This is a genomic window from Actinacidiphila glaucinigra, from assembly GCF_900188405.1.
Lineage (GTDB): Bacteria > Actinomycetota > Actinomycetes > Streptomycetales > Streptomycetaceae > Actinacidiphila > Actinacidiphila glaucinigra.
This window is the reverse complement of record NZ_FZOF01000003.1, coordinates 296,561-322,246: the sequence shown is the minus strand read 5'-3', so window position 1 is coordinate 322,246 and position 25,686 is coordinate 296,561. Positions and strand designations below refer to the sequence as shown.

Annotated in this window: 21 protein-coding genes; 9 read left to right on the top strand and 12 right to left on the bottom strand. The window is 75.1% G+C overall.

Annotated features, from left to right (window positions below; translation table 11 throughout):
* Window positions 1–26 precede the first annotated feature (26 nt).
* Window positions 27–905, top strand: a complete 879-nt coding sequence (locus tag CHF15_RS08170) for a PPK2 family polyphosphate kinase (protein ID WP_089222965.1) — start codon at window positions 27–29, stop codon at window positions 903–905.
* A gap of 16 nt (window positions 906–921) precedes the next feature.
* Here the strand turns inward: CHF15_RS08170 and CHF15_RS44755 are convergent, their stop codons facing one another.
* From CHF15_RS44755 to CHF15_RS08160, 3 genes are read right to left on the bottom strand one after another with little or no spacing between them, the layout of a single operon-like run.
* A complete protein-coding gene (locus tag CHF15_RS44755; protein ID WP_179279697.1) occupies window positions 922–1,059 on the bottom strand; it encodes a hypothetical protein in 138 nt (45 codons plus the stop codon).
* Between the two features lie 13 nt (window positions 1,060–1,072).
* Window positions 1,073–2,830 (bottom strand): malto-oligosyltrehalose trehalohydrolase, encoded by a 1,758-nt coding sequence (gene treZ / locus CHF15_RS08165; protein ID WP_089222964.1) that lies wholly within the window; start codon window positions 2,828–2,830, stop codon window positions 1,073–1,075.
* Window positions 2,831–2,858: 28 nt separating this feature from the next.
* Window positions 2,859–3,767, bottom strand: a complete 909-nt coding sequence (locus CHF15_RS08160; RefSeq protein WP_089222963.1) for a GNAT family N-acetyltransferase — start codon at window positions 3,765–3,767, stop codon at window positions 2,859–2,861.
* A gap of 238 nt (window positions 3,768–4,005) precedes the next feature.
* Here CHF15_RS08160 and CHF15_RS08155 point away from each other — a divergent pair, with 238 nt between their 5' ends.
* Window positions 4,006–4,560 carry a DUF1707 and FHA domain-containing protein gene (locus tag CHF15_RS08155; protein WP_089222962.1) on the top strand — a complete coding sequence of 185 codons (555 nt, stop codon included), beginning with the start codon at window positions 4,006–4,008 and terminating at the stop codon, window positions 4,558–4,560.
* Window positions 4,561–4,581: 21 nt separating this feature from the next.
* On the opposite strand, the gene CHF15_RS08150 is transcribed toward CHF15_RS08155, so the two are convergent.
* From CHF15_RS08150 to glgX, 4 genes are all read right to left on the bottom strand, one after another.
* Window positions 4,582–5,118 carry a hypothetical protein gene (locus CHF15_RS08150; RefSeq protein ID WP_089222961.1) on the bottom strand — a complete coding sequence of 179 codons (537 nt, stop codon included), beginning with the start codon at window positions 5,116–5,118 and terminating at the stop codon, window positions 4,582–4,584.
* A gap of 44 nt (window positions 5,119–5,162) precedes the next feature.
* On the bottom strand, window positions 5,163–5,645 hold the full coding sequence (locus CHF15_RS08145; protein ID WP_245938722.1) for a VOC family protein: 483 nt from the start codon (window positions 5,643–5,645) through the stop codon (window positions 5,163–5,165).
* A 182-nt stretch (window positions 5,646–5,827) separates the two neighbouring features.
* On the bottom strand, window positions 5,828–8,230 hold the full coding sequence (gene treY, locus CHF15_RS08140) for a malto-oligosyltrehalose synthase (RefSeq protein ID WP_089222959.1): 2,403 nt from the start codon (window positions 8,228–8,230) through the stop codon (window positions 5,828–5,830).
* Window positions 8,231–8,281: 51 nt separating this feature from the next.
* Complete coding sequence (glgX, locus tag CHF15_RS08135) at window positions 8,282–10,402, bottom strand: glycogen debranching protein GlgX (protein ID WP_089222958.1); 2,121 nt, start codon at window positions 10,400–10,402, stop codon at window positions 8,282–8,284.
* A 234-nt stretch (window positions 10,403–10,636) separates the two neighbouring features.
* Between glgX and CHF15_RS08130 the strand changes: the two genes are divergently transcribed.
* The 4 genes from CHF15_RS08130 (at window position 10,637) to CHF15_RS08115 (ending at window position 15,108) form a co-directional block, all read left to right on the top strand.
* On the top strand, window positions 10,637–11,476 hold the full coding sequence (locus CHF15_RS08130; RefSeq protein WP_245938721.1) for a Tat pathway signal sequence domain protein: 840 nt from the start codon (window positions 10,637–10,639) through the stop codon (window positions 11,474–11,476).
* Between the two features lie 19 nt (window positions 11,477–11,495).
* Window positions 11,496–12,788: a copper amine oxidase gene (locus tag CHF15_RS08125; protein WP_089222957.1), complete on the top strand. Its 1,293-nt coding sequence runs from the start codon at window positions 11,496–11,498 to the stop codon at window positions 12,786–12,788.
* 124 nt (window positions 12,789–12,912) lie between these two features.
* Window positions 12,913–14,160 carry an SAV2148 family HEPN domain-containing protein gene (locus CHF15_RS08120; protein WP_089222956.1) on the top strand — a complete coding sequence of 416 codons (1,248 nt, stop codon included), beginning with the start codon at window positions 12,913–12,915 and terminating at the stop codon, window positions 14,158–14,160.
* 234 nt (window positions 14,161–14,394) lie between these two features.
* The gene (locus tag CHF15_RS08115) at window positions 14,395–15,108 is read left to right on the top strand and encodes a 3'-5' exonuclease (RefSeq protein WP_018563177.1); all 714 of its coding nucleotides are present in this window, start codon (window positions 14,395–14,397) and stop codon (window positions 15,106–15,108) included.
* Here the strand turns inward: CHF15_RS08115 and CHF15_RS08110 are convergent.
* Window positions 15,089–16,741 carry a hypothetical protein gene (locus CHF15_RS08110; protein ID WP_143681538.1) on the bottom strand — a complete coding sequence of 551 codons (1,653 nt, stop codon included), beginning with the start codon at window positions 16,739–16,741 and terminating at the stop codon, window positions 15,089–15,091. The two genes, CHF15_RS08115 and CHF15_RS08110, sit on opposite strands and share 20 nt — an antisense overlap.
* Window positions 16,742–16,798: 57 nt before the next feature.
* Window positions 16,799–17,659, bottom strand: a complete 861-nt coding sequence (locus CHF15_RS08105) for a phosphotransferase enzyme family protein (protein WP_089222954.1) — start codon at window positions 17,657–17,659, stop codon at window positions 16,799–16,801.
* Between the two features lie 33 nt (window positions 17,660–17,692).
* Here CHF15_RS08105 and CHF15_RS08100 point away from each other — a divergent pair, with 33 nt between their 5' ends.
* The 3 genes from CHF15_RS08100 (at window position 17,693) to CHF15_RS08090 (ending at window position 19,484) form a co-directional block, all read left to right on the top strand.
* A complete protein-coding gene (locus CHF15_RS08100) occupies window positions 17,693–18,049 on the top strand; it encodes a hypothetical protein (protein ID WP_089222953.1) in 357 nt (118 codons plus the stop codon).
* Between the two features lie 167 nt (window positions 18,050–18,216).
* Complete coding sequence (locus tag CHF15_RS08095) at window positions 18,217–19,116, top strand: hypothetical protein (protein WP_089222952.1); 900 nt, start codon at window positions 18,217–18,219, stop codon at window positions 19,114–19,116.
* A 68-nt stretch (window positions 19,117–19,184) separates the two neighbouring features.
* Window positions 19,185–19,484 (top strand): YciI family protein, encoded by a 300-nt coding sequence (locus CHF15_RS08090; RefSeq protein ID WP_089222951.1) that lies wholly within the window; start codon window positions 19,185–19,187, stop codon window positions 19,482–19,484.
* A gap of 18 nt (window positions 19,485–19,502) precedes the next feature.
* Here CHF15_RS08090 and CHF15_RS46375 read toward each other — a convergent pair whose 3' ends face one another.
* From CHF15_RS46375 to CHF15_RS08075, 3 genes are all read right to left on the bottom strand, one after another.
* A complete protein-coding gene (locus CHF15_RS46375) occupies window positions 19,503–23,186 on the bottom strand; it encodes a CHAT domain-containing protein (protein ID WP_089222950.1) in 3,684 nt (1,227 codons plus the stop codon).
* Between the two features lie 120 nt (window positions 23,187–23,306).
* Window positions 23,307–24,371 carry a carboxylate-amine ligase gene (locus tag CHF15_RS08080; RefSeq protein WP_322975674.1) on the bottom strand — a complete coding sequence of 355 codons (1,065 nt, stop codon included), beginning with the start codon at window positions 24,369–24,371 and terminating at the stop codon, window positions 23,307–23,309.
* A 57-nt stretch (window positions 24,372–24,428) separates the two neighbouring features.
* Window positions 24,429–25,661 carry a condensation domain-containing protein gene (locus CHF15_RS08075; protein WP_089222948.1) on the bottom strand — a complete coding sequence of 411 codons (1,233 nt, stop codon included), beginning with the start codon at window positions 25,659–25,661 and terminating at the stop codon, window positions 24,429–24,431.
* Window positions 25,662–25,686 lie beyond the last annotated feature (25 nt).

Genomic DNA, 25,686 nt, shown 5'->3' with positions numbered 1-25,686 from the left:
GGGCCGTCGTCACGGAGGGAGGCGCGGTGACGAGGAACAGCCCGAAGTCCGGATCCGGCAGCACGGCAGGGCTGCGCGCGAAGCTGCGCGTCCCGTCCGGCGGCGGTCCCGTGCGGCTGCGGTCGCACGACCCGCGGGGCACGCCGGGCGGCCCGGCGGGCAAGACCGAGGCGCTGGAGGGCGTGCCGTACGCCAGGGACCGGATCACGGCGCTGCAGGAGCGGCTCTTCGCGCAGAGCACGGCCGGCGACCCGCGTTCCGTCCTCGTCGTCCTCCAGGGCATGGACACCGCGGGCAAGGGCGGGTCGGTGCGGCACCTGGCGAGCCTGCTCGACCCCGCGGGATGCCGCATCACCGCCTTCAAGGCCCCCACGGCGGAGGAGAAGGCGCACCACTTCCTCTGGCGGATCGAGCGCGCCATGCCCGGTCCCGGGCGGATAGGCGTCTTCGACCGCTCCCACTACGAGGACGTGCTCGTCCCCCGGGTCCGGGGCCGTGCGCCGCTCTCGCTGTGGGAGGAGCGCTGCGAGACCATCAACTCCTTCGAGGCCTCGCTCGCCGACGACGGCGTCAGCGTCGTCAAGGTCTTCCTGCACATCAGCCGCGACGAGCAGCGCACCCGCCTGCTGGCCCGGCTGGACAACCCCTGCAAGCACTGGAAGTTCGGCCCCGCCGACCTGGAGGACCGGGCGAGGTGGGCCTCCTACCAGCAGGCGTACGAGGACGTGCTCGGCCGCTGCTCCACGGAGGCCGCGCCCTGGTACGTCGTCCCCGCGGACCGCAAGTGGTACCGGAACTGGGCCGTCGGGCGGCTGCTGATGGAGCACCTCGACCTGATCGACCCGGTGTGCCCGCCGGCCTCCTTCGACGTCGAGGCCGCCCGCAAGCAGCTGCTGGAGGACTGACCGGCCGCGGGGCGGCTCAGCCGCTGCAGGCCGTGCGCTGGGCCTCGTGCCAGGCGCAGACCGGGCAGAGGGTCGCACCCGGCTGGGAGTCGGGGTGCTCGGTCGGGTCGCCGCAGTGGACGCAGATCGCGCGGGGCTCGTCGTCGGTCGTCACCCGTTCAGGGTAATCAGCGCTCACGGAGCACCGCGACCGAGTGGCCGGGCAGGTGGAGGCAGCCGGTGTCGGCGGGCGGCGGGCAGGGACGCCAGGCCGCGACCGGGACGTAGCCCCTCGGGTCGGCGCGGCCCGGGTGGTGCAGGGCGACCAGCGCCTCCTCGGGGGAGAAGTTGACCGCGATCCGGAAGCGACCGCGGTCCAGCCGCAGGGTGTGGCCGCCCACGGTGACGTGGACGGCGTCCAGGGCCGGGTCGGTCAGCTCGGGCTCGGCGTGGCGCAGCGCGATCAGCCGCCGGTACCAGGCGAGCAGCTCCGCGTGCGGCTCCCGGGCCTGCTCGGACCAGTCCAGGCAGGAGCGCAGGCGGGTCGCCGGGTCCTGCGGGTCGGGGATGTCCTCGGCCTTCCAGCCGTGCTCGGCGAACTCGCGGCGGCGGCCCCGGGTGATGGCGGCGGCGAGCTCGGGGTCGTCGTGGTCGGTGAAGAACTGCCAGGGCGTGCGGGCACCCCACTCCTCGCCCATGAAGAGCATCGGCGTGTACGGGGAGGTGAGCACGAGCGCGGCGGCCGCGGCGAGCAGCCCCGCGGGGACGCTCGCGCCCAGGCGGTCGCCCGTGGCGCGGTTGCCGATCTGGTCGTGGGTCTGGGTGTAGGCGAGGAAGCGGTGGCCCGGGGTGGTCGTCAGGTCGACGGGACGGCCGTGGGCGCGGCCGCGGAAACCCGAACGGGTGCCGTCGTGGAAGAAGACCCGGCGCAGCGTCTTGGCCACGGCGGTCACCGGCGAGTGCGCGAAGTCGGCGTAGTAGGCCTGGGACTCGCCTGTGACGGCGGCGTGCAGGGCGTGGTGGAAGTCGTCGTTCCACTGGGCGTGCACGCCCATGCCGCCGGCCTCGCGCGGGTCGGTGGTGCGCGGGTCGTTGCGGTCCGACTCGGCGATCAGGAAGAGCGGACGGCCGACCGCGGCCGCCAGCGCGTCGACCGCGCCGGACAGCTCCTCGAGCAGGTGCACCGCGCGGGTGTCGACGAGGGCGTGGACGGCGTCCAGCCGCAACCCGTCGAGGCGGTAGTCGCGCAGCCACGCCAGGGCGCTGCCGACCAGGAAGTCGCGTACCTCGTCGGAGCCGGGGGCGTCGAGGTTCACGGCGTCGCCCCACGGGGTGTGGTGGCGGTCGGTGAAGTACGGGCCGAAGGCCGGCAGGTGGTTGCCCGAGGGCCCGAGGTGGTTGTGGACGACGTCCAGCACCACCCCGAGCCCGTGGCCGTGCGCGGCGTCCACGAAGCGCTTCAGCCCGTCGGGGCCGCCGTAGGGCTCGTGCACCGCCCACAGCGACACCCCCTCGTACCCCCAGCCGTGCGTTCCGGGGAACGGGCAGAGCGGCATCAGCTCGATGTGAGTGATCCCCAACTCGGCCAGGTGCGGCAGGTGTTCGATCGCCGCGTCGAAGGTGCCGGCGGTGGTGAAGGTGCCCACGTGCAGCTCGTAGAGGACCGCGCCCGGCAGCGGGCGGCCCGCCCACTCCTGGGCCCAGGCGAACCGCTCGTGGTCGACGACCGCGCTCGGGTCCTCCGGCCCGTCCGGCTGGCGGCGGGAGCGGGGATCGGGCCGCGGCGGGCCCCCGTCCAGCCCGAAGGCGTAGCGCGAACCGTGCTCGGCGGGCACGTCGGCGCACCACCAGCCGCGCCGTTCGGGGTCGCGCTCCATGTCATGAGCCCGGCCGTCGACCCGTACCTCCACCTCACCGGCGTCCGGTGCCCACACGTCGAAGCGCATGGGCACCATGCTGCCCGCCGTACGGGGGTCACACCAGGTTGACGCGCTCCTGGGAGACCGGATAACCCGCCTTGGCGAAGTGCGCCGCCATGGGTGCGTTGGTCTGGTCGGTGGCGGCGGCGATCTTCTCCGCGCCATGACCGACCAGGTCGTGCGTGCACTCGACCAGCAGGTCGTAGGCGTAGCCGTGGCCGCGCTGCCCGGGCAGCACGCCGATGAAGCCCACGCAGAATCCGCCCGGATTGCGCCCCGGCACATGGATGCCGGCGAGCTCGCCCTCGGGGGTGTACGCCAGGCGCCACCACGCGCGGGGTGACTGGAGCCAGTTGAGGAACTCCAGTTCCTCGCGGGCGGCCGCGTCCGGGCCGTGCAGCCGCACCATGCGGCGGGTGTGGGCGTCGAGGCTGCCGACCCCGATGCGCTTGAGCACGTCCAGGACCACGGCGTCGTCCGGTTCGGGCCGGTACTCCAGTCGTCCGGTGCGCTCCGGCAGCCCGCACTCGGGGGTCCAGGTGTAGCGGTAGCGCTCGACGACCAGCTCCATGCCGGAGACGATCGCCGCGTCGATGCGGGTCTGGGCGGCCTCGCGCACCTCGCGCCGGTCCCGCCAGCCGGGCGGCAGCAGCAGTTCGTACTCGGCCTTCAGCGGTGCCGTGCGCAGCAGCCGTACGGCCGCGTCGGCGTCGGTGAAGTCGAACCAGTCCAGCGCGATCGGCTTTTCGTCGGTGGGAGCGGCCCACCACGCCGCGCGGGCGACGACGGTGCCGTCGCGCAGGGCGACCCACGTCCAGTCGGGACGGTACTCGCCGCCCTCGTCGGTCATGGCGTAGGTGTGGCCCATCAGGGACCGGCCGACCAGGCCGTCGTCCTCGGGGACCAGGGAGTGGAAAAGATGGGATTCGCCCGCGGCGAGCGGGCGGAAGACCAGATCGGTCATGAAGGTGAAGTCCTCACGGGAGAGTGGTGCGCTCCCGGTCAGACGGAGTACGCCCTGCGGACGACGGGGCGGGAGCGCGGAACGTTGAACAGGCACATGGCTTCCGCCTCCTTCCTCGGTCAAGGGCGTGCGCCCACCGTAACCGGCCCGGCCCCGGGGCGTCCACGCAATTAACGGCGCCGCCGCACGGGCCGCACCTTCTGGACACCCCGCCCTCCCCGGCCCGACAATCACGCAGGTGAGCTATGAGTTCCCGACGCACCCGCCGCGTCCCACCGACGCCGAACGCGAGCGCGCCATCGAGGTACTTCGCGAGGGTGCCGTCGACGGACGGCTGTCCCACGACACCTTCGTGCGCCGTATGGGACTCGCGCTCGAGGCCCGGCACTCCGCCGATCTGGCCGCCCTCATCGCCGACCTGCCGCCCCCGCAGGGCCGTTGGGCGCGGATGACCGGCTCGATCGTCCGCGCCGTCACCAAGACCTCGGCCTTCCGCGCCCGCATGCGGCTCGCCTGGGCCGTCCAGCAGCTGCCGCCCCTGCTGCTGCCCGCCCCCGGCCCCTTCCCGGTGCGGATCGGCCGGGACCTGTCGTGCACCTTCCGGCTCAGCCACTCCTCGACCTCGCGCTTCCACGCCGAGCTGAGCCACGAGGGCGGTCTGTGGGTGCTGCGCGACCTCGGCTCGATGAACGGCACCTGGGTCAACGGCCACCGCGTCATGGGCGCGGCCGCCGTCCGCCCCGGCGACCAGGTCACCTTCGGCGCGATGAGCTTCCGTCTCACCACCGCCTGAGCCGCGGGTCGGGACCCCGCCTCACGGCCCGAACATCGGCTCGTACGACCCGTGGCCGTCGTCGTCCACGTACGGCAGGAAATCCGGCGCCGTGCGCGCGGCCGTCGCCCGCAGCCGGGCGACGACCTCCTCGGCCGGAGGGAGCGTCAGCCCCAGGGCGGCAGCCAGCTCCTCGCGTTGCCGGTCCAGGTCCGGGTGGTCCTCGCGCACTTCGGCCTCCAGCTCCTCGGGGGAGCACCCCGAGTCCACGTCGTGCCACCACACCGGGCAGGAGACGATCAGCTCCATCGCCTCGGGCAGGTCCGCGCCGATCAGCGCCGCCTGCCCCTCGGAGTCCGCGTAGACCACGGGCCGCTCGGCGTCGCCGGACTCACCGCAGAGGAAGAACGTGCCGCCGGCACCGTCGCCGGCTATCGGGCGCATCGCGAGGCCCGAGGGCAGGCGTACGTCCTCGACCGGGTCGCGGCGGGTGATGTCGAAGTCGCCGGGCCAGGCGAGGCGCTGTATCACGACCGGGTCGTTCTCGATGCGGGTGAGCAGGGCTTCCGAGGCGTCCATGGCAGGACGTTAACAGCGGGGTCCGACAATCCGGTCCGCGTCGCTCAGGCGGTGCGGGACCGCGGCGGCGCCTCCCGGCCACCCGCCAGGCGCAGCACCTGCCCGCGGAACGGCGGCGGCCCCTCGTCGGCGGTGGCGAAGCGCAACTCGTGGCCGTCCGGGTCGCGCAGTTGCGGGAGGAGCCAGCCGCGAGTGGTGCGGACGACGGCGCCGTGGGGTTCGCCGAGCGCGTCGAGCCGGGCCGCCAGTGCCTCCAGCGCCGGGAGGTCCGGGACGCCGAGGGAGAACCACGCGAAGCCCGCGGAGGCGGCCGCGAGGGCGGGGTCGTGGCGCAGGCACAGCACCGGCCCGCCTCCGGGGTGGGCCATGGCGATGCCGGCGAAGGCACCGCCCTCCGTGAACTCCGCGATCCTGTGGTGGCCGAGGACCCGCTCGTACCACGCCTGCGACCGGGCCGGATCGCCGACGGGCAGCGTGACGTGGTGCACCCCGGCCAGACGCGGGATGAAGGGAATATCGGTATACATGCGGCATACCGTACAGCGCGCCCGGTCGTGGGACGCGGGGCGGAAGCGGCGTGCCGAGGGGCGGTTGACGGGCCGTCAGCAGCGCGGCGCCGACGGTGCTCCCCGCGGCACCCGGCGGGAGGGACGCCGGCGGCCCTCCCGCCCCGCGCCCCTGCGCGGCGGACGTCTTCCGCCCCGGGGCCTCACTCGTCCACGTCGCGCACCAGCAGGCCGACCGGCAGCCGCTCCAGCAGCTCCGCCAGCGGCACCACGGCCTGGAACGGACGGCCCGTCAGTACCTCCGTCCAGACCCCCTCCGGCAGCACCAGTTCCGTGCCGCGCCAGCCACCCGCGTCCGCGAGCCGCCGCGACAGCCGGGTGACGACAGTGAGCGCCCGGCCGCCGCGGACGAAGGCCACGCAGTGCTCCCCGGCCGGGCCGCGTGCGTACAGCGGCTCGTAGGAGGCCTGCGGGCCGGTGAACCACTGCGGGCGCGCCCGGCGCAGGCGCAGCGCGAACTCCGTCACCCGCCGCTTCTCGCTCACCTCGTCCTCGTCCCCGGCCGTGCCCGGATCGTACGGACGGCGGTTGGCGGGGTCGACGAGCAGCAGCTGCCGCTCCTCGTCGCCCTGGTAGACGTCGGGCACGCCCGGCATGGTCAGGTGCGCCAGGTGCGCGCCGAGGACGTTGACGCGTTCGGGCCCGCGCAGGGCGCGGTCGATGCGCCCGGTGGCGAAGGCGGCCGGTCCGCCGACCAGTTCCCGGACGAAGCCGGTCATGTCCCGCTCGTACTCCGGCCGCTGCTCGGTCCACGAGGTCCGCAGGCCCGCCTCGCGCTCCGACTTGAGCATGGTCGCCGCCACCAGGCCGGCCGCGCCGGGGTCGCAGAAGACGGCCGCGTACTGCCAGGCCTGGTACTCCACATGGCGCTCCGGGCACGGGATCCCGCGGTGCTCCAGGTACTCCCGCAGATCCGCCGAGACCTCGCCCAGCCAGTCGGCCCACTCGCCGGGCAGCTCGCTCAGCGCGGCGAGCCGGGCGCGGACGTCGGCGCTGCGCTTGGTGTCGTGGGTGGAGCGCACGGTCCCGGTCAGCGGCCAGTCGCGCAGCAACCGCTCGCAGAAGGCGTGGAACTCCTCGGGGGAGGTGGCGGGACGGTCCGGCTCCCGGCCGACCTCGTTGAGGCAGAGCAGGGGGTGGTAGCGGTAGAAGGCGGTGTCCTCGGCGGACTTGGCGCGCAGCGCCGAGGAGACCTGGGCGAAGCGCACCGTGAAGTCCGCCGCCGCCTCCCCGCCGCCCTGGTGGCGGCCCAGGGCCAGGTCGCACACCGCCCCGGCCGCCGGGAGCCCGGTGGCGCCGGCCGCGGCCTCCAGCAGCGCGGTGTCCCGCGCGTCGGCGGGCTCGCCGGGGACGACGTACGGGCGGTAGCGCGGCAGCCGTACGAGCGTCGCCTCGACGGCCGCGCGCAGCGCGGCGGGCTCCAGCCCGGTGGCGCGGACCGCGGAGCGGGTGAGCCGGTCCACCTCGGCCGCCAGGTCGTGCGTGACGATGTGCTCGGCGGCGGCGCGTACGGTCGGCGGCCACTCGCCGCCCGCCTCGGCGGGGGCGGCGGTGAACCCGCGGTAGCAGCGGGTGATCTCCTCGACGCCCGCCGGGTCGGTGAACAGCCCGTCGAGCCGGTCCAGGGCGTCGTAGCCGGTCGTGCCGGAGCAGGCCCAGCCGGCCGGCAGCCGCTCGTCGCCGGTGAGGATCTTCTCCACCACCGTCCAGCGGCCGTTCGAGGCGTCCGCGAGTCGCCGCAGGTAGCCGGCGGGGTCGGCGAGGCCGTCCGGGTGGTCGATGCGCAGGCCGTCGGCGACGCCCTCGTCCAGCAGCCGCAGCAGGGTGGCGTGGGTGGCGGCGAAGACCTCGTCGTCCTCGACGCGGACCGCGATGAGCTCGGAGATGGTGAAGAAGCGCCGGTAGTTCAGCTCGGTGCGGGCCTGCCGCCACCAGGCGAGCCGGTACCACTGGGCGTCGACCAGCGCGCGCAGCGGCAGCTCCTCGGTGCCGGCGCGCAGCGGGAAGGCGTGGTCGTGGTAGCGCAGCACCCGCTCGCCGGCCGCGCGGTCCCGTTCGACGCGCAGGTCGGGCAGCACCTCCTCCAGCGGGCCGCCCAGCACCGGCAGCAGCAGCCGGTCGCCCTGCGCCGCCCAGTCCACGTCGAACCAGCGCGCGTACGGCGACCGCGGGCCGTCCCGCAGCACCTCCCACAGCGGCCGGGCCAGGTGCTCGGGCGCGGGGACGGCCATGTGGTTGGGCACCACGTCCAGCACGAGGCCGAGGCCGTGCGCGCGGGCGGTGCGGGCCAGCGCGCGCAGCCCCTTCTCGCCGCCGAACTCCTCGCGCACCCGGGTGTGGTCGACGACGTCGTAGCCGTGCGTGGAGCCGGGCACGGCCTGCAGCACGGGGGAGAGGTGCAGATGGGAGACACCGAGCGCGGCCAGACGGGGGACGACGGCCTCGGCCGCGGCGAAGGGGAAGTCGGGCTGGAGCTGGAGCCGGTAGGTGGCGCTCGGCACGGAGGGGACGACAGCGGTCGGCGGGGTCGCGGCGCTTTCTGTCATGAGGGACTGACTACCCCGCCGACCGGTACGCCCATCACATCGGGCGCCCGGTTACGCCGGGCGCTGCAGGACCACCATGCTCCGGTCGGCCAGCCGCAGCCGGTCGCCCTGGGTCACCTTGCGCCCGGAGCCGGGGGCCACGCCCTCCGGGCGCTGGGTGTCCACGACCACCTGCCACTCCTTGCCGTGGTTGACCGGGACCACGAAGTCCAGCGGTTCGTACCAGGCGTTGAACATCAGCAGGAAGGAGTCGTCGCCGATGCGTTCCCCGCGGTCGCCGGGCTCGGAGATCGCGCTGCCGTTGAGGAAGACCACCAGGGCGTTGGCCTGGGCCTCCTGCCAGTCGTCCTGGGCCATCTCCTCACCCTCAGGGGTGAACCAGGCGATGTCCGAGAGTTCGTCGTGCGTCCCCTCGACCGGGCGGCCGTGGAAGAAGCGGCGGCGCCGGAAGACGGGGTGGTCGCGGCGGAGCCACACCATCTGGCGGGTGAAGTCGTGCAGCCGCTCGGTGTCCGCGTCGCCCTCCTTGGGCCACGGCACCCAGGCCAGTTCGTTGTCCTGGCAGTAGGCGTTGTTGTTGCCCTGCTGGGTGCGGCCGAACTCGTCGCCGTGGGCGAGCATCGGCACGCCCTGGGAGAGCATCAGGGTGGCGATGAAGTTGCGCATCTGGCGCTCGCGCAGGGCGAGCACCTCCTCGTCCTCGGACTCGCCCTCGGCGCCGCAGTTCCACGAGCGGTTGTGGCTCTCGCCGTCCCGGTTGTTCTCGCCGTTGGCCTCGTTGTGCTTGTCGTTGTACGACACCAGGTCGCGCAGGGTGAAGCCGTCGTGGCAGGTCACGAAGTTGATGGAGGCGAGCGGCCGGCGGCCGTCGTCCTGGTAGAGGTCGGAGGAGCCGGTCAGCCGGGAGCCGAACTCGGCCAGCGTGGCCGGTTCGCCGCGCCACAGGTCGCGCACGGTGTCGCGGAACTTGCCGTTCCACTCCGTCCACAGCGGCGGGAAGTTGCCCACCTGGTAGCCGCCCTCGCCGACGTCCCAGGGCTCGGCGATCAGCTTCACCTGACTGACCACCGGGTCCTGCTGCACGAGGTCGAAGAACGAGGACAGCCGGTCCACCTCGTGGAACTGCCGGGCCAGGGTCGCCGCGAGGTCGAAGCGGAAGCCGTCGACGTGCATCTCGGTGACCCAGTAGCGCAGCGAGTCCATGATCATCTGCAGGACGTGGGGGCTGCGCATCAGCAGCGAGTTCCCCGTGCCGGTGGTGTCCGTGTAGTAGCGCGGATCGTCGGCCAGCCGGTAGTACGAGGCGTTGTCGATGCCCCGGAAGCACAGCGTCGGCCCCAGGTGGCTGCCCTCGGCCGTGTGGTTGTAGACCACGTCGAGGATCACCTCGATGCCCGCCCGGTGCAGCTCGCGCACCGCCGTCTTGAACTCCAGCACCTGCTGGCCGCGGTCGCCCATCGAGGCATAAGCGTTGTGCGGGGCGAAGAAGCCGATCGTGTTGTAGCCCCAGTAGTTGCGCATCCCCGCGTCCACCAGCCGGTGGTCGTGGACGAACTGGTGGACCGGCATCAGCTCCAGCGTCGTGACGCCCAGCTCCGTCAGGTGCGAGATCACCGCGGGGTGCGCGAGCGCCGCGTAGGTGCCGCGGATCTCCTCCGGCAGTTCCGGGTGGAGCATCGTCAGGCCCCTCACGTGGGCCTCGTAGATGACGGTGCGGTGGTAGTCGATGCGGGGGCTGCGGTCCTCCGCCCAGTCGAAGTACGGGTTCACCACCACCGAGGTCATGGTGTGCGGCGCCGAGTCCAGGTCGTTGCGGGACTCGGGCTCCCCGAAGCGGTAGCCGTACACCGCCTCGTCCCAGTCGATCGTCCCGCTTATCGCCTTCGCGTACGGGTCCAGCAGCAGCTTCGCGGAGTTGCTGCGGTGGCCCCGGGTCGGTTCGTGGGGGCCGTGGACCCGGAATCCGTAGCGCTGACCGGGCATGACGCCCGGGAGGTACGCATGGCGGACGAAGGCGTCCGCCTCGCGCAACTCGACGGCGGTCTCCGAACCGTCGTCGTGCAGCAGACACAGCTCGATCCGTTCGGCGGTCTCGGAGAACACCGCGAAGTTGGTGCCGGCGCCGTCGTACGTGGCGCCGAGGGGATATGCCTGACCCGGCCAGACCTGCATGTCGTCGACTCTTCCACTTCTTCGCCGGGCGCCGGTAGGCCGCACCCCGGCCACATCGGTGCCGAAAGGGCATCGTCACGCAATTGGGCCCCTCCCGGTATGGAATCGCCAAGATCTTCCCCGTTACGGGTGTCCCAATTCCCACGCCTGCCGCAAGAATCCACCGTCCCGGGGCAACCTGTGCCGTCGAAGCGCCGTCGAAACGAGTGACAGTACGACACAGGGGAGACCTACGTGACAGATCAGGGGGAAAGCCGTTCCTTACCGCAAAAGGGAGGGCTCGGGCGCGGAATCAAGCGCGCCCTGTGGGGCGGCGGCACGGCCGTCGTCGCCACGGCGGTGATGATCGGCATCACGCTGCCGCGTGACGCCTCCGGCGACGACCACTCCACGACGGGCGGCCCCGCCGCCGCGCCGGGAGCGCCGGGGCAGCAGGACGCGGGCAGCGGTGATGTGACGGAGAACGAAGCGCCCGAGGGCGCGCACCAGAGCGGTCGCGGGCCTCTGACCAAGGCCGAGGTCGACCGGGCGAAGTCCATAGCCCTGGGCCGCGACGCGCTGCGCAGCGCGCAGGACGTGGACGGCGGGCGCGGCCCGGAGTACCTCGACACCGACCTCGCCGAACCGGCCGACGCCACGGGGGCGCGGACCGACCGGGCCAGACGGGTCGAGGTGCTCTTCTACGACTACGGGCACGACCGGCTCGTGAAGAAGACCGTCGACCTCGCCTCCGGCACCGTCGAGCGCACCGACACCGCCACCGGCCTGCAGCCGCCGCCATCGGCCGACGAGACCCGGGAGGCCGCGAGCCTGCTCATCGGGGACGCCCTCGGTACGGGGCTCCGTGCCGACTTCACGGCCGCCACCAAGGGCGGGGACCTCACCTCGCCCGACCAGCTGCGGCTGCGCGGCATCTCGTTCAACACCGCGGAGCAGTCCGCCCCCGCCGGTCTGGCCAAGTGCGGTCGGCACCGGTGCGTACGGCTGTTCACGCAGGTGAAGGACGGGCCGTGGATCGACACGACCAATCTCGTCGTCGACCTCAGCGACCGCACCGTCGGCCGGATCCACTAAGAGCGGAGACCCAGAAACGATGCGCACCACCCATGTGCGCCGGGCCCTCGGAACGGCCTCGGCGCTCCTCCTCCTGCCCGCGCTCGTCGCGGGCTCCACGACCGGACGGGCCGTCGCGGCCCCCCGGGCCGGCACGGCCGCCGCGGCGGACTGCGGCACCGCCACCGCCCTCACCAGGACCCTGCCCAACGGCACCGGCTGGAGCATGTGCTGGCGCATGAGCGGCACCAAGGGCCTGGTCCTGGAGAAGATCGCGTACCGGCCGAGGAAGGAGCCGCAGCCCCTCAAGGTGCTGAACTCCGCCACCCTCGCGCAGGTCAACGTCCCGTACGACTCCGGGCTGACCGAGTACAACGACCTGTCCGACATCGGCTTCGGCAACACCGCCGTCGACATCGGCCCCGAGGAGTGCCCCGGCGGCACCATCAGCGCGGCCTACATCCCGCAGCAGGAACGCACCGTCAAGGCGCTGTGCGCCACCACCGCGCCGCGCGGCCACGCCTACCGCAGCGACGTGTACGACGAGCACGGCACCGCGAAGAAGTACACCGCTCAGGGCAGCGACCTGGTCGTCTTCTCCGTGTCCCAGCTCGGCTGGTACGAGTACGTCACCCAGTGGAACTTCTCCGACGACGGCACCATCACCGCCAAGATGGGCGCCACCGGCGACCTCTCGCCCGGCGACTACAGCGGCGAGGGGACCGGCTGGCCCATCGGCAAGGGCCGCCACGACCACGCCACCAGCCACTACCACTCGGTCTTCTGGCGGCTGGACTTCGGCCTGGACGGCTCCAACCGGGCGAAGGTCGAGCAGTACGACACCAAGAAGGCCGGCCGGGGCGCCGGCTCCGCCGTCCTGAAGACCACCCGGACGCCGGTCGGCAGGGAACTCGCCGCCAACTCCGCGCTGCGCCGCTGGTGGCGCGTGGTCTCCACGGCCGGGAAGAACACCGACCGGCACCCGCGATCCTGGGAGCTGGTCCGGCAGCACTCCGACCGCTACGACGCGCACGCCTACACCTCGAAGGACCTGTACGTCACCCAGTACCGGGCCTGCGAGCGACTGGCCAGCGGCAACAGCGACCCGGCCTGCCACGGCCGGGGCACCTCGGTGGACAAGTGGGCGAACGGCGAGACCCTCACGCACCCGGTGATGTGGGTCAACGTCGGCTTCCACCACATCCCTCGCGACGAGGACCAGACGCCCATGCCGATCCACTGGCAGGGCTTCCAGCTCGCGCCGCGCGACGTGACCGCCATGAGCCCGCTCACACCGGACGAGCTCTCGGGCCGCAACGGGCGGGGACACTGACCGTCCGGCCCCGCCGGAGCCGGTAAGCATGTGGTGAAGTAGCGGCGTTACGGCTGCACCGCCTCCCGCCCCGCAGTACCCTTCCTTGATCGTGGACGGGGGCGGGAAGGCGGGTGCAGTCGTGATGTCGGGAGGTCTGGTGCTCCCCGGTGGTGGTGATCAGGGGGACCCGGGCGGCGGCATCGGCGAGGCAAGCACCGGTACGGCCGCCCTCGCACTGCCGTTGGAGATCGGAGCGGAACTGGACTGGGGCGCCGACGAGTGGGCCGAGGTGCGTACCCGCGCACGGCGCGCCGGACGGGCGTACGTATGGCTCAATCTCGTCGAACAGCGCCTGCGCGCCGTCGTCAACGCCGTGCTGCGCCCGATCTACGAACCCGTGCACGGCGACGAGTGGGTGGTCGCGGCCGCGGGCCCGGCCGGTCACGAGTGGGTGCAGCGGGCGGCCGCCGTGCGCGAGGTCAGCCGGCGCAAGGGGTTCCTGCTCGACCCGGCCGACGACAACATCCTCAGCTTCCTGACGCTGCCGCAGCTGCGCGAGCTCGCCGTCCAGCACTGGCCGTGCTTCGAGCCCTACCTCGACGACCGCCGGGAGCTCGAACTCGCCCTGGACGAGCTGGAGGTGGCCCGGCACGTCGTCTCCCGCAACCGGGCCCTGACCCGCACCGTCCTGGACCAGGCCGAGCGGGCCGCCGCCCGGCTGCTGGACGTGCTCGGCTCCGGGCCCGGCTACCCCTCCGCCGAGCGGCTGCCCGTGGACGCCGTCGAGGAGCTCGTCGCCGACCGCTACGCCGACGTCGTCGGCGTCTACCCCGACCGGGTGCGGCTGCAGCGGCAGCTGCCGGCCGAGGACCTGTTCGGGAGCGCGCGACGGCTCGACGCCGTGGGCATCGGCCTCAACCTGCTCGTGCAGAACTACTCGGGCAAGCGCCTGGTGCGGCTGGCGGAGTCCGGCTGCCGGGTGCGGCTGCTCTTCCTCAACCCGGCGAGCAGCGCCGTCCGCCGCCGTGAGCGCGAACTCGGGCTCGGCCGCGGCGAGCTCAGCCGCTCCGTCGAGATGAACATCATGCACATGCGGCGGGTGCGGGCCCGGCTGCGGGACACCGCCGCGTTCGAGATCCGGGTCTTCGACGAGACCCCGCGCTTCACCGCCTACCTCGTGGACGGCGACACCTCGGACGGCATCGCGGTCGTCCAGCCCTACCTGCGCAAGGCCCGCGGCATGGAGGCGCCGGTGCTCATCCTGCGCGGCGGGCCGCGGGAACTCGTGCAGACCAGGGCCGGCGAGACCGCGGAGGCCGAGCACGGGCTGTTCGAGATCTACCGCGAGGAGTTCGAGGGCGTCTGGGCCGACTCCCGTCCGGTCTCCTGACGGCCCGGTGGCCGGCCCCGGCGGACCGCCCCGGGCGGGCCTCTCCGACAGCCCGGCCGCGGCAGTGTCAGTGGCGCGCGGGATGATGGAGCGACACACGGGGGAACCGCGGGAAGGACGTGCGCCAATGGGCATGGGACGACGCCGGGCAAGGCCGGCCGGCTCCGGACGGAGGAGGACCGCGGGCACCCGCCCGCGCGGCGCGGGGGACGCCGCGGGCACGGGGGCCGCGCGATGAGCTGGATCAGCGACGCGCTGGTCGCGTTCGACCTGGAGACCACCGGCACCGACGTCGAGACCGACCACATCGTCACCGCCGCCGTCGTACGGCTGGAGGCCGACGGGGCCGTCTCGCACGAGCGGACCTGGCTGCTCGACCCGGGCGTCGCCATACCCGAGCAGGCGTCGGCGATCCACGGCATCTCGACCGCCCACGCCCGCGCGCACGGCGCCCCGGCGGGCACGGCGGTCGGGGAGATCGCCCACGCCGTCGCCGAGGTGCTGCGCTCGGGCACACCGCTGGTGGTGATGAACGCCCGTTACGACCTGTCGCTGCTCGACCGCGAGTGCCGGCGGCACGGCGTCGCGTCGGTCGGCGAACGGCTGGGCGGCGTGCCCGCGCCCGTCATCGACCCGCTGGTCATCGACAAGCACGTCGACAAGTACCGCAAGGGCAGGCGGGCCCTGCAGGCGCTGTGCGCCCACTACGGGGTGGAGTTGGAGGGCGCCCACGACGCACGGGCCGACGCGGTGGCCGCGGCCCGCGTGGTGCGCCGCATGGGGGAGCGGCACGAGCCCGTCGGCCTGATGGCGCTGGCGGACCTGCACGCCCTTCAGGTCCGGGCGGCGGCCGAGCAGTCGGCCTCCCTCCAGGCGTACCTGCGGCGCACCGCCGACCCGGCGGCCGTCGTCGAGCAGGCCTGGCCGGTCATCCCCCGGCCGAGGTGACCGCGGGGTCCGCGGACGCCGACGGGGGCGCCGTGCCGCAGTCGAGGATCCGCCCGTCCACGGTGCCGACCAGCAGCCTGCCGGCACCGGCCGCCGCGAGGGACAGGGGCACCACCACCTGCCCGTCGACGCGCAGCCGGTGCCGCCCGCGCGGACTGCCGGTCCGCGCGTCGAGCAGCACGACCTCCCCGGACCGGTGCGCGGCGTAGACGGTGTCCTCGTCCGCGTCCAGGGCCGTGACCGGCTCGTCGGCGGCGAACACCCACTCCGGCGCGCCGTCCGGCAGCCGGCGCCGCACCACGAAGGCGTTCCGCGCGAGCGTCTCCTCGTCGTCACGGACCACGGCGGCCTGCACCAGCGCGGTGCCGTCGAGCTGGACGGCCGGGCCGGGGAAGAGGTGCGAGCCGCGCCCGTTCTCCCAGTCGAGGGCGAAGAGCCCGCGCAGCGCGGGCTCCGCGCCCGGCTCAGCGCCTGGCTCCCCGCCGTCGAGCGCGCCGACCCACGCCCGGCCCCGCGGCACACCGTGGAGGTCCCGCACGAACAGCAGCTCGGCGCCGCGCCGCAGACGGAAGTCGCTCGCCGTCAGCGGGAAGCGCGCCGTCTCGGTGCCGTCGGGGGCGAGGAGCCGGGTCTCGCCGCCCGGCTGGTCCGGCCCTCCCCGCCGGACGGCGAGCCGGCCGTCCCGGCTGCCGGTGAACGTCACGGCGTGACCGGGCTCGATGGCCTCCAGCAGCCCCCCGTCCGCCAGGGACACCCGCTGCACCAGCGTGCCGGACCGCTGCCACCCCTGCCCCGACGGGCGCAGGGTGTGCCGGACGTTGACCCAGGCCGACCGCTGGTCGGCGGCCACATGGATCTGCTGCCCGCCGTCCGGGTCGGGCACCGACCACTGGAGTTCCCCCGACGGCAGCCGGCACTCCAGCAGCGCGCCCTCGGCCGTCGCCAGCACCCGGCCGTCGGCGAGCACCTCGACGGCCCGCACCTGACGGCGCGGCGCCCATGCCGCCCCGAGGGCGGCGCCGCGCTCCGCCAGCAGGTCGCGGGCGTCGCCGCCCGCGGGGTACGCGTACGGCACCCGAGGGCCCATCACCTCGCGGTAGCCGACGGAGCGGGCGGGCACCGCCCGCCAGTCCTCGCGTTCCAGGACGGACTCGAAGCCGTGGCTGAAGGCGTACTCGTAGTCCTTGTCCTCGGGGGTGACGACCAGCCGCAGTCGCCGCTCGTCCAGCCACTGGACGGAGACCACCTCGCGGCTGCCGTCCAGGACCGGCCGCACGTCGCCCGACTGCAGGTCCATCAACAGCAGTTGGCCCTCGAAGTCCCAGCTGCCGTCGTAGCGGCCCACGCCCACGGCCACCAGCGGCAGGAGCGGATGGAAGGCGACCGAGTCCACCGGCCACGGGCAGTCGTGCACCTGCCGGCAGCGCAGGTCCCGCGCGTCGTAGACGCCGACGCGGTACCGGGGTCGGCGCTCGATGCCCGCCCGCCCCGAGTGCGGCCAGGCGATCCACCCCATGTCGCCGCCCACGACCAGGCGTTCCAGCCGCTGGTCCGCGACGGCGACACGAGGTTCACCGACCTCCGCGAAGGGACGGTCGGCGAGGACACGACGGACGATCGAGGGATCTGGCATGGACACCGCCCGGGCCGGAGGGGTGCCCATCCTCGCAGCCCGGGCGGCGCCACGGGGTCAGAAGGGGTACCAGCGCACGGACGGATCGCCGTCCCGCAACGAGGCCACCCGCCGGCGGAACTCCGCGAGCGCGGCCGGGCTGCCCGGCGCGTGCTGCGCCACCCAGGCGCAACTCGCCGTCTCCCGCGCCCCGCGCAGCACCGCGCAGCCGTCCCACTCGCGCACGTCCCAGCCGTAGGCGGCCGTGAAGGCGTCGTAGGAGCCGGGGGCGAGGCCGTAGCGGTCCCGGCTGAGCGCCATGACGACGAGGTCGTGCTCGCGCAGATCGGCGGAGAAGGTCTCCAGGTCCACCAGGACCGGACCGCCCGGGCCGACGTGCACATTGCGCGGCAGCGCGTCGCCGTGGACGGGCCCCGGGGTGAGGTGCGGGGTCAGCGCGGCCGCGGCGGCGGCGAAACCGTCCCGGCGCTCCCGCAGATACGCGGCGTCCGCGGGGTCGACCGCCGTTCCGGCCAGCCGCAGCCAGCGCTCCACGCCGTCGAGCAGGTCGCGGGGCGGCAGCGCGAAGTCCGGCTGGGGCAGGGCGTGCACGAACCGCAGCAGCGCGGCGAGGTCGGCGGGCTCCGCGGGCCGTACGGCGTCCGGCAGCCGCTCCCAGTACGTGACCGGGTGCCCCTCCACCAGCCGGGCCTCCGGCGCCGCCGCCCGAACGGCCGGCACGCCGTGCGCGGCCAGCCAGGACGCCGTGCGCACCTCGCGGGCGGCCCGGTCCAGCAGGTCGGGACCGCGGCCGACCTTCGCGACGGTCACGCCGTCCGCGAGTTCGAACACCGCGTTCTCGCCGAGCGCGATCAGCCTCGCGCCGTCCTGCCCGTCCGCCGCGAGCACGGCCCGGGCGAGCTCTTCGGTGAACGCCATACGGCAATGATCGCAGATCAGTAGGCTGGCCCGGTGACCGAGGAAGACGTCATGGCCTTCTGCGAGATGCTGCCGCGGCTGCGGCGCGCCGCGAGCGGCGACCCGCATGACGCGGCCGAGCTCGAGGCCGTCACCGAGACCGTGCGGCGGGGCGCCGGCGACATGCAGGCGGTCACCGACCTCGGGCACCGGCTCGGCGTACGGGTCGTCGACGGCCGCACATACGCCGGCGGCTACGCCCAGGTGCCCGGTACGACCGGTGGAGGCGGCGGCATCCTGCGCCACCGCTGCCCGCGCGGCGTCTGCGCCCGCAGCGAGGACCCGACGGCGTCCGTCACCACCCCGCGCTGCGAGATCTGGGACGCCGAACTGCGCCCCGTCTGGTACTAGACCCGCCGTGCGGGTCCCCGCGGGGGAAGAGGAGGAGCGTCCGGTGCGCGCAGCCGTACGGCGCGGGGAGCAGCCGGTGCCGGTGGCCGGCACTCCAGGGCTTCGGGGCGGACGCGCGCGCCGGCCGGCGCGAGGCCGCAGGGATCCGGAAGGCGGGTCGTAGCGCGGTGGCGGGTCTGCTGGACGAGATCGGCGGGAAGCTCGCCGAGCGCTGGGTCTCCCTGCTCGCGCTGCCCGGGTCGCTCTTCCTGGGCACCGCCTGGGCCGCCCATGTGCTGGGTGGCGGGCGGCCGTTCGACGTGGGCCGTCTGCTGCGCGAGGTCGAGCGCTACGCGGACTGGACCGACGTCCACGGCGGGGCCGGGCTCTTCCTGGCCCTGGTCGCCGCGCTGCTGCTCGCCGTCGTACCGGGCCTGGCGGTGCAGGCCCTGGCCCGCGCGGTCCAGGTGCTCTGGCTCGGGCCCTGGCCCGGCGGGGCGGGGGAGCGGCTCGTGCGGCGCCGCCGCGCCCGCCGTGCACGCGCCGACGCGGAGGTCGCCGCCCACCTGCGGAACCACGAACGCGACGGCGACGAGGGCGAACTGGCCGCCGCCCGCGCGGCCGAGGCGCGCCGGGACCGGATCGCACCCCTGCCCCCGGCCCGTCCCACCCGCATGGGCGACCGGATGCACGCCCTGGAGCACCGCGTCGGCGCGTACTACGCCGTGCCCTTCACGGCGGTCTGGCCGCGGCTGTGGCTGGCGGCGACGGAGGCCGACCGCGGGGAGATCCGTACGGCGGCCGGCGCCTTCGAGGCGTCCACCCGGCTGTGCGGATGGGGCCTGCTCTACACGGCGCTGGCCTGCGTCACCGGGTGGTGGCCCGCCCTCGTCGCGGGCGCGGTGGTCGTCCTCGCCGCCTGGTGGCTCGGCCGCGAACGCCTCTTCGCCCTCGCGGACCTCGTCGACGCCGTCGTGGACCTGCGCCTGCGCTCCGTCGCCCGCGCGGTGGGGATCCCCGTCCCGCCGGGGCCCGTCGCCCCGGCGACCTGGCGGGAGCTCGACCTGGTGCTGCGCCGCCGCAGGTGACGCCGCCGGAGCGGACGCCGCCATGATGTGCCGGGCCGCCCGGCCCGCCGCCACGAGATCGGACGCGGATGCTGCACCTGCTGTTCCTGACGTACACCGGACCGGAAGAGGACGCCGGGCCGTTCGTCGCCGCCCATGTGGCCTTCCTGGAACGTCACCACCGCGCCGGCACCTTCCTGCTCTCCGGGCAGACGGTGCCCTCGTCCCAGGGCGGGGTGATCCTCGCCCGCGGGACGGACCGCCGCACGGTCGAGCGGATCGCCGCGGAGGACCCCCTGGTGACCGCGGGGGTCGCCACGTACACGGTGACCACCGTCGACCCGGCCCGCGTGCACCCGGTCCTGGCCGGGCTGCTCGGCGGCGCCTGACCCCCGGCCGCGGTGGGCTCAGCGGCCGATGTGGACGAAGGGGGCCCAGACCGCGGGGGAGCGGGCGTAGCGGGTGCGCAGGGCGCGGGCGACGTGGTTGAGGGCGCGGCCCGCGTCGGCGGGGGCGACGGCACCGGGCGCCGGGGCGCGGAGCGCGGCGTACAGGCGGGCGGCCAGGAGCGCGGAGACCGCGTCGTCGGCCTCCCAGAGGGCGCCGACGACCTGCGGGTAGCCGGCGGTCTGGAAGGCCGAGGCGAGGTGGACCGCCTCGTCGGGCAGTTGCCCGGTGTGGGCGGTGTGGCAGGCCAGCAGCACCGCCAGTTCGGCGTAGAGGAGTTCCTGCCGGGAGACGTCCCCGGCGCTCAGCGGGCCGCCGTGCAGGAGCAGGCGGCTGGCGGACGGGTCCCGCGGGTCGCTGACGCCGTGGCAGGCGAAGTGCACCCAGCGCGCCGTGCGCAGGGCCGCGAGGACGCGTTCGGGTGTGGCCGCCTCGCCCTCGAGGGCGCGGACGCCGCCCAGCGCGTCCGCGATCGCGGCGATCTCACGGGCCGAGGCGCCCGCGGAGCCCGCCGTTCCGGTGGGGCGGCCCACGGCGAGCAGCCGTCCCCCGGTGCGGCCGGAGGAGACCTGCCGGGCGTGCCGCAGGGCGCGCAGGGTGGGGGTGTAGGAGGAGGCCACCCGGTCCAGGACGCTCCGCCCGTCGGGCAGTTGGTGCTTGCGCTGCAGCCCGGCGGCGTGCAGCGGCAGGTACGCCAGCGGTCCCGAGGCCGACCACCACAGCCGGGGCGCGGCCGACGCGGGGGCGTCCGCGGGGAGCGGGCGGGTGAGGCCGAGGGCGGTGAGCACCGGCTCGGCCACCGTGCGCCACAGCCAGGCGAGGGTGTCCAGCACGAGTTCGCGGGCGCGGTCGTGCTCCTCCTCGGGCGCGTTCCGCGGCAGACTCACGGCCGCCAGGAACTCCTGTGCGCGCAGGGCGAGCTGTCCCTCCGTCAGTTCCCGCAGCGGCACGGAGAAGATCCGCTCCCGGGTGACGACGACCGCGTCGCAGCGCAGCCGGTCCACGTTGACGGCGACGACCGGCCCCTGTGCGGCCACGTCCCTCATCTCCCGCTCCGTGGGCGGCATCAGGAACCGCTCGAAACCCGCGGTACCGCGGACGCGCATCAGCAGCGCCTCCCACTCGGCGGCCGCGACGTGCCGTTCCATGAAGTCCTCGCCCGCCTCGGCCCGCCGCAGCCGTCCCGCGAGCGCGGAGAACTCCCGGGCCAGCAGGGGATGCGCCGCGGACAGGGCGGTCAGATCGGCGCGGGCCTCCAGGTCCTGGCCCATCAGCACCGCCCGGCCCTGCTCCAGCAGCGCCAGCGCCTGCGCTGGCCGCCCCGCGGCGAGCGCCGCGGCGCAGCCGGTACGGCCCAGGCTGGTGCCCGTCAGCGGGTCGGGCCGGCCCGCCTCCGCCGGGTCGCCGCCGTCCGTGCGCAGGTGCGCCATGGCGTACCGGCGGCCGAGCAGCGCGCCGCCGACGAAGGCCCGGCGGTCCTCCCGGGTCAGAGCGCGGGAGGCCACCGACGGCAGGGTCTCCAGCGCCCGGGCCGCCGCGTCGGCGGCGGCCGCCCAGTCGTGGTGCTCCAGCGCGTCGGCCATCGCGATGCGCGCCACCTCGAACCGCAGCGCGGGCATCTCGCCGCCGGGCTCCGCCGCGAACGCGACCTCGGCGGCCCGCGCCGCCCGCCCGTCCCCGCGGACCGTGGCGTCGGTGTAGTCCGCCCAGTGGCCGTACGAGGCCACCATCCCGCCCAGCAGGTCCGTCAGGCCCGGGGTCCGCTCCACGCGCCGCGAGGCGTCGGCGATCCTGCGGCGGGCCTCGGCGGACAGGACGGGGTCCTGGGTGAGCCCGGCGAGGTTGGTGAGCGCGTTGGCGTACTCGGCCTCGCCCGCGGCGCGTTCCGGCGCGTCGTCGGGCAGCAGGTCGAGCGCCGCCCGCAGTTCCGCGCAGCAGGCGCGCAGTGCGGCGGCGTCCATGGCGAGCACCGCCCGCATGTGCTGCCACGGCGCCGAGGTGAGGAGCAGGCGGGCGTGTTCCGGGGAGCCGTGGGGGAGTTCGGCCAGGACGCGGTCGCCGAGCGCCGCCGCCTCCTCGATCACGGCCGCGTCCTGGTCGGCCGTGTAGCGCATCGCGATGAGCGCCATCAACAGGCCCGCCGTCTGCGCCCGTTCGGGGCTCCCGGCCTCCGTCCGCTCCAGTGCCCCGCGCAACCGCCGCTCGGCGTCGGCGAGGAAGGCGGGATCGATGCCCTGGGGTGTGCCGGGGCCCTTGGCCACGGCCCGCAGCAGGGGCTGCAGGTCGGGAGGGACGGGGAAGGCCGAGGCGAAGCGCGTGAGGAGGTCGTCGCCCGCGTCGTCCCCCGGTTCCGGCCCGGGCGCCGCTTCCGGTTCCGGCACCGCTTCGGGCACAGGTTCCGGCACCGGTTCCGGTGGGGGAGCGGGGCCGGTCAGGACGCCGCCCCGTGGCAGGGGCGTCCGCAACCGCACCGGTGGCAGCGCGGGCGCGAACCGCACCATCATCGGCAGGAACCGGGTCGCCACCGAGCCCAGGGCCCGCGGCAGGAGCCGCATCCTGCCGCGGAGTTCGCCCACCGCGGCGGCCTTCTCCGCGATGTGCGGCAGCAGCGGATGGCCCGGCGGCAGCCGCTCCAGGAGCGCGCGCAGCATCCGCTCCGCCTCGGCGGCGTCGGCGACCTCCCAGGTGACGACCGCGCGGGCGGCCAGCAGCGAGGCCGCGTTCACCTCGTAGGCGCCGTCCTCGTCCGGCAGGCCCTCGGCCCGGTACGCCTCCAGGTGACCCATCGCCTCGTCGATCGTCGCGCGGGCCGGTGCCCAGGGCAGCGTGCACATCAGTGCCACCGCCAGCGCGAAGTGGACGCTGCGCATCTCGTGCCGGTCCCGGAGCCCGCCCATGGTGCGCCCGCTCGCCGCGGCCAGCGCCAGCCGACCGCCCCGCACGGCGACGTCCACCGCCTCCCGGTCCCGCGGATGCGCCCGGACCCGGGCGACCCCGGCGAGCACCGCCACCCGGCCCGCGTCCGGGGCGTCGACGTGCCCGGGGGTGACCGCCTCGAAGGCCTCCCGGGCGCGCGCCCACAGCGCCGGCAACTCCTCCGTGGCCCCGCACTCGTACCGGACGAGCGCGGAGTGCGCGAGCCGGGCCAGCAGCCCGGGGCGGCTCAGATCCTCCGGGGGCAGCGTGGCCAGCAGCTCCGCCACCCTGCCCTCCAGGGGGTCCGCCGGCCGGAACGGCTGCTGCGCGGGGCCCGACGGGTAGACGGCCGCGACCGCCACGAGGTCGTCGGGCGGGCGGTGCTGGGTCTGCGCCCCCAGGTGATGGCGGACCTCGGGGGCGGTACGGAAGTCGCCGTGCACCTGCGCGAGGGTGCGGTCGGCCAGCTGCAGATGCAGGACGAGCCGGGCACGCGACGGATCGTCGCGCGCCGCCGTGTCCAGGCCCAGCACCATCAGCGCGAGCGCAGCGGCGGCCGGGGCCCGTCCGTCCCCGCCCCGCCACGATTCCCGCAGCAGGCCCTCCGCCGCCTCGAGCAGGCTTCCGGGCGTCGTGCCGGCACCGTCGACCAGGCGCGCGGTGCCCGGCGTCTCCGCCAGCCCGAAGCGCGTCAGCATGCGGTCCACGGCCGCCCGCGCGTCCGTCATCAGCCGCCCCCGATCCCCCTCGCCGACGTCGCGGCAGGATAGCGCGCCACCCGCGACCGCCCCCCGCTCCGGCGTAGGGCGAGGCCGGCCCGCCGCGTCCGCGCGGTCCGTTCGGGCGGGTCACGCCGCCGTACGGCGCACCGCGTCGCGCAGGACCGCGGTGCCGCCGCCGCGGGCGTACACCTCGCGTTGCCGGCGTGCGCCGGAGCCCTGCGAGGTCAGGCGGTCGATGCCGGCGCGCACGGTGTACAGGTCGCCCGCGTCCTTCAAGGCGTCCTCGACGTGGGCGACCAGGGTCTCGACGACGTCGTGCGCGCCCGCCGGGCGGAAGGTGCGCGGATCGAGCAGGGCGCCGTCCAGCCCGGAGCGGCTGGCGCGCCAGGAGGCGAGCCGGAGCAGGGCCAGATCGTCGTCGGGCGCCGGGCGGCCGTCGGCCCACTCGCGGGCGGCGGTCTCGACCAGGCCGCGGACGAGCGCGGCGAGCACCACCGCGTCCTGGTACTCCGGGCACACGTCGCAGACGCGCACCTCCACCGTGGGGAACTTCGCCGAGAGCCGGGCGTCGAAGTAGAGCATGCCCTGGTCGATCAGGATCCCCGTGGCCAGCAGCCGCGACACCGCGGCGCGGTACCCCTCGGCGGAGCCGAAACCGCGCGTCGGCCCCGCGGTGGGCCAGCGGCCGAAGACCTGGTAGCGGTAGCTCGCGTACCCCGTGTCGGCGCCCTGCCAGAGCGGCGAATTGGAGCTGAGCGCCAGCAGCGGCGGCAGCCAGGGGCGGATGCGGTCGACGACGGCGACGCCCTCCTCGTCCGACTCCACCCCCACATGGACGTGGCAGCCGCAGGTCAGGGTCTCCTGCGCGGTGAGGCCGAAGGCCTGGGCCATCCTGCGGTAGCGGCCCCTCGGGGTGAGCCGGGGCGGCACCGCCACGGGGGAGGTCCCCAGCGCCGCCACCGCGACGCCCTCCGAGCGGGCGAGGCCGGCCGCCCTTCGGCGCCAGGCGCGCAGCTCCTCCCTGAGCTGGTCGAGGGTTGCGCAGGGGGAGCTGTTCAGTTCGAGCTGCTGCTGCTGCAGCTCGGCCACCAGTTCCCGGGACCAGGGGCCGCCGTCCAGCACCGCGTCCGCCACCGCGCGCGGTTCGCCGGACCGAGCGTCCACCAGGAGAAGCTCTTCTTCCACTCCCACGGTGCGTGCCACCCCCTTCCGATACCCGCTGAGCCCGCCGCTATCCGTCCGCGGACCTCACTCGGCGGACAGCAGATGGTCCATGGCCCGCCGGCACAGCGCTTCCGCCTCCTCGCCCGCCGTGGACGTCACGCTGAGGAACAGCCGCCCGCCCAGCCCCACCACGATCACCAGCGGAGCCCCGGACAGGCTGGTGTGCGCCGCGCCGTGGACGGCGGCCAGCCGCAGCGGCCCGTACGCCTCGGGGAGGTCCAGGCGGGTGTTGCTCACGGACACGTCGAACCGGGGGCCGCGCGACTCGCCGCGTCGCAGCAGGGCGCCGACGGCGCGGTGCGGGAGGAACGAGGTCAGCCGGAAGACGCGTACGAGCGGCCGCAGCTCCTGCGGGGTGAGCCGGGCGTGGATCCCGGTCCTGGCCTCGCGCGCGGCCGCCCACAGGTCGTCTGCCGCGCCGTCCACGGGGACGACGAAGCTCGCCGCGTACAGGCCCATGGCCTCCCCGGGCGGCGGTTCGAGCACCCGGCGCAGGTCCGCGGCGACCGCGATCCGGGCCGGGCGGCCCGGCGCGGCGGCCCGTGCGAAGGCCGCGCACAGGGCGCCCTGCAGCGTCGCGCCCTGCGCCCGGCACCGCTTGAGCAGCAGCTCCGTATCCTCGCGCTCCAGCGACCACGCGCGATAGGCGAGCCGTCCGTCCGGGGGGTACGGCGGCCGTACGGGCCCGCCCAGGGCGCGGGCGGTCCTCAGCAGGTCCCCGGGGCGGGCGCGCGGGCCCGGGATCAGCTCGTCCGCGGGCGCCGCCAGCACCGGCACCGGTCCCGAGCCGGGCGGCGGAGCCTCCGCCGGGTCCGGCCCGCCCAGGTGGGTCAGCAGGTCGCGCAGGACGACGCCCGCGGAGACGGCGTCGGCGACCAGGTGGTGGTAGACGGTGACGAGGTCGAAGGCCTCGCCCGCGTCGACGAGCACGAAGCGGGCGAGGGGACCGCTGCGGGTGTCGAAGGGCCGCGGGAGCTCCTCCTCCACCACGCGGGACCAGGCGCCCGCGCCGGCGTCCCTGACCACCCGCACCCCCGGGTCCGGCACCCCGGCCGTGGTCAGCCGTCCCTGCCACCACCCGGGGTCGGCGACGCGGACGCCGAGCAGGGGGTGGCGGCGCCGGACGGCGGCCACGGCCGCGCGGACCCGCCCGGGCGTGGTGCGGCCCTCGACGCGGGCCACGGCGGCGATGTTGACCGGGAGCCGCTCACCGGCGGCCCAGATGACGCGTTCGTACGGGGACAGTCGGCGGCGCACGGGGTGCTCCCCCTTCCTCGCGGGG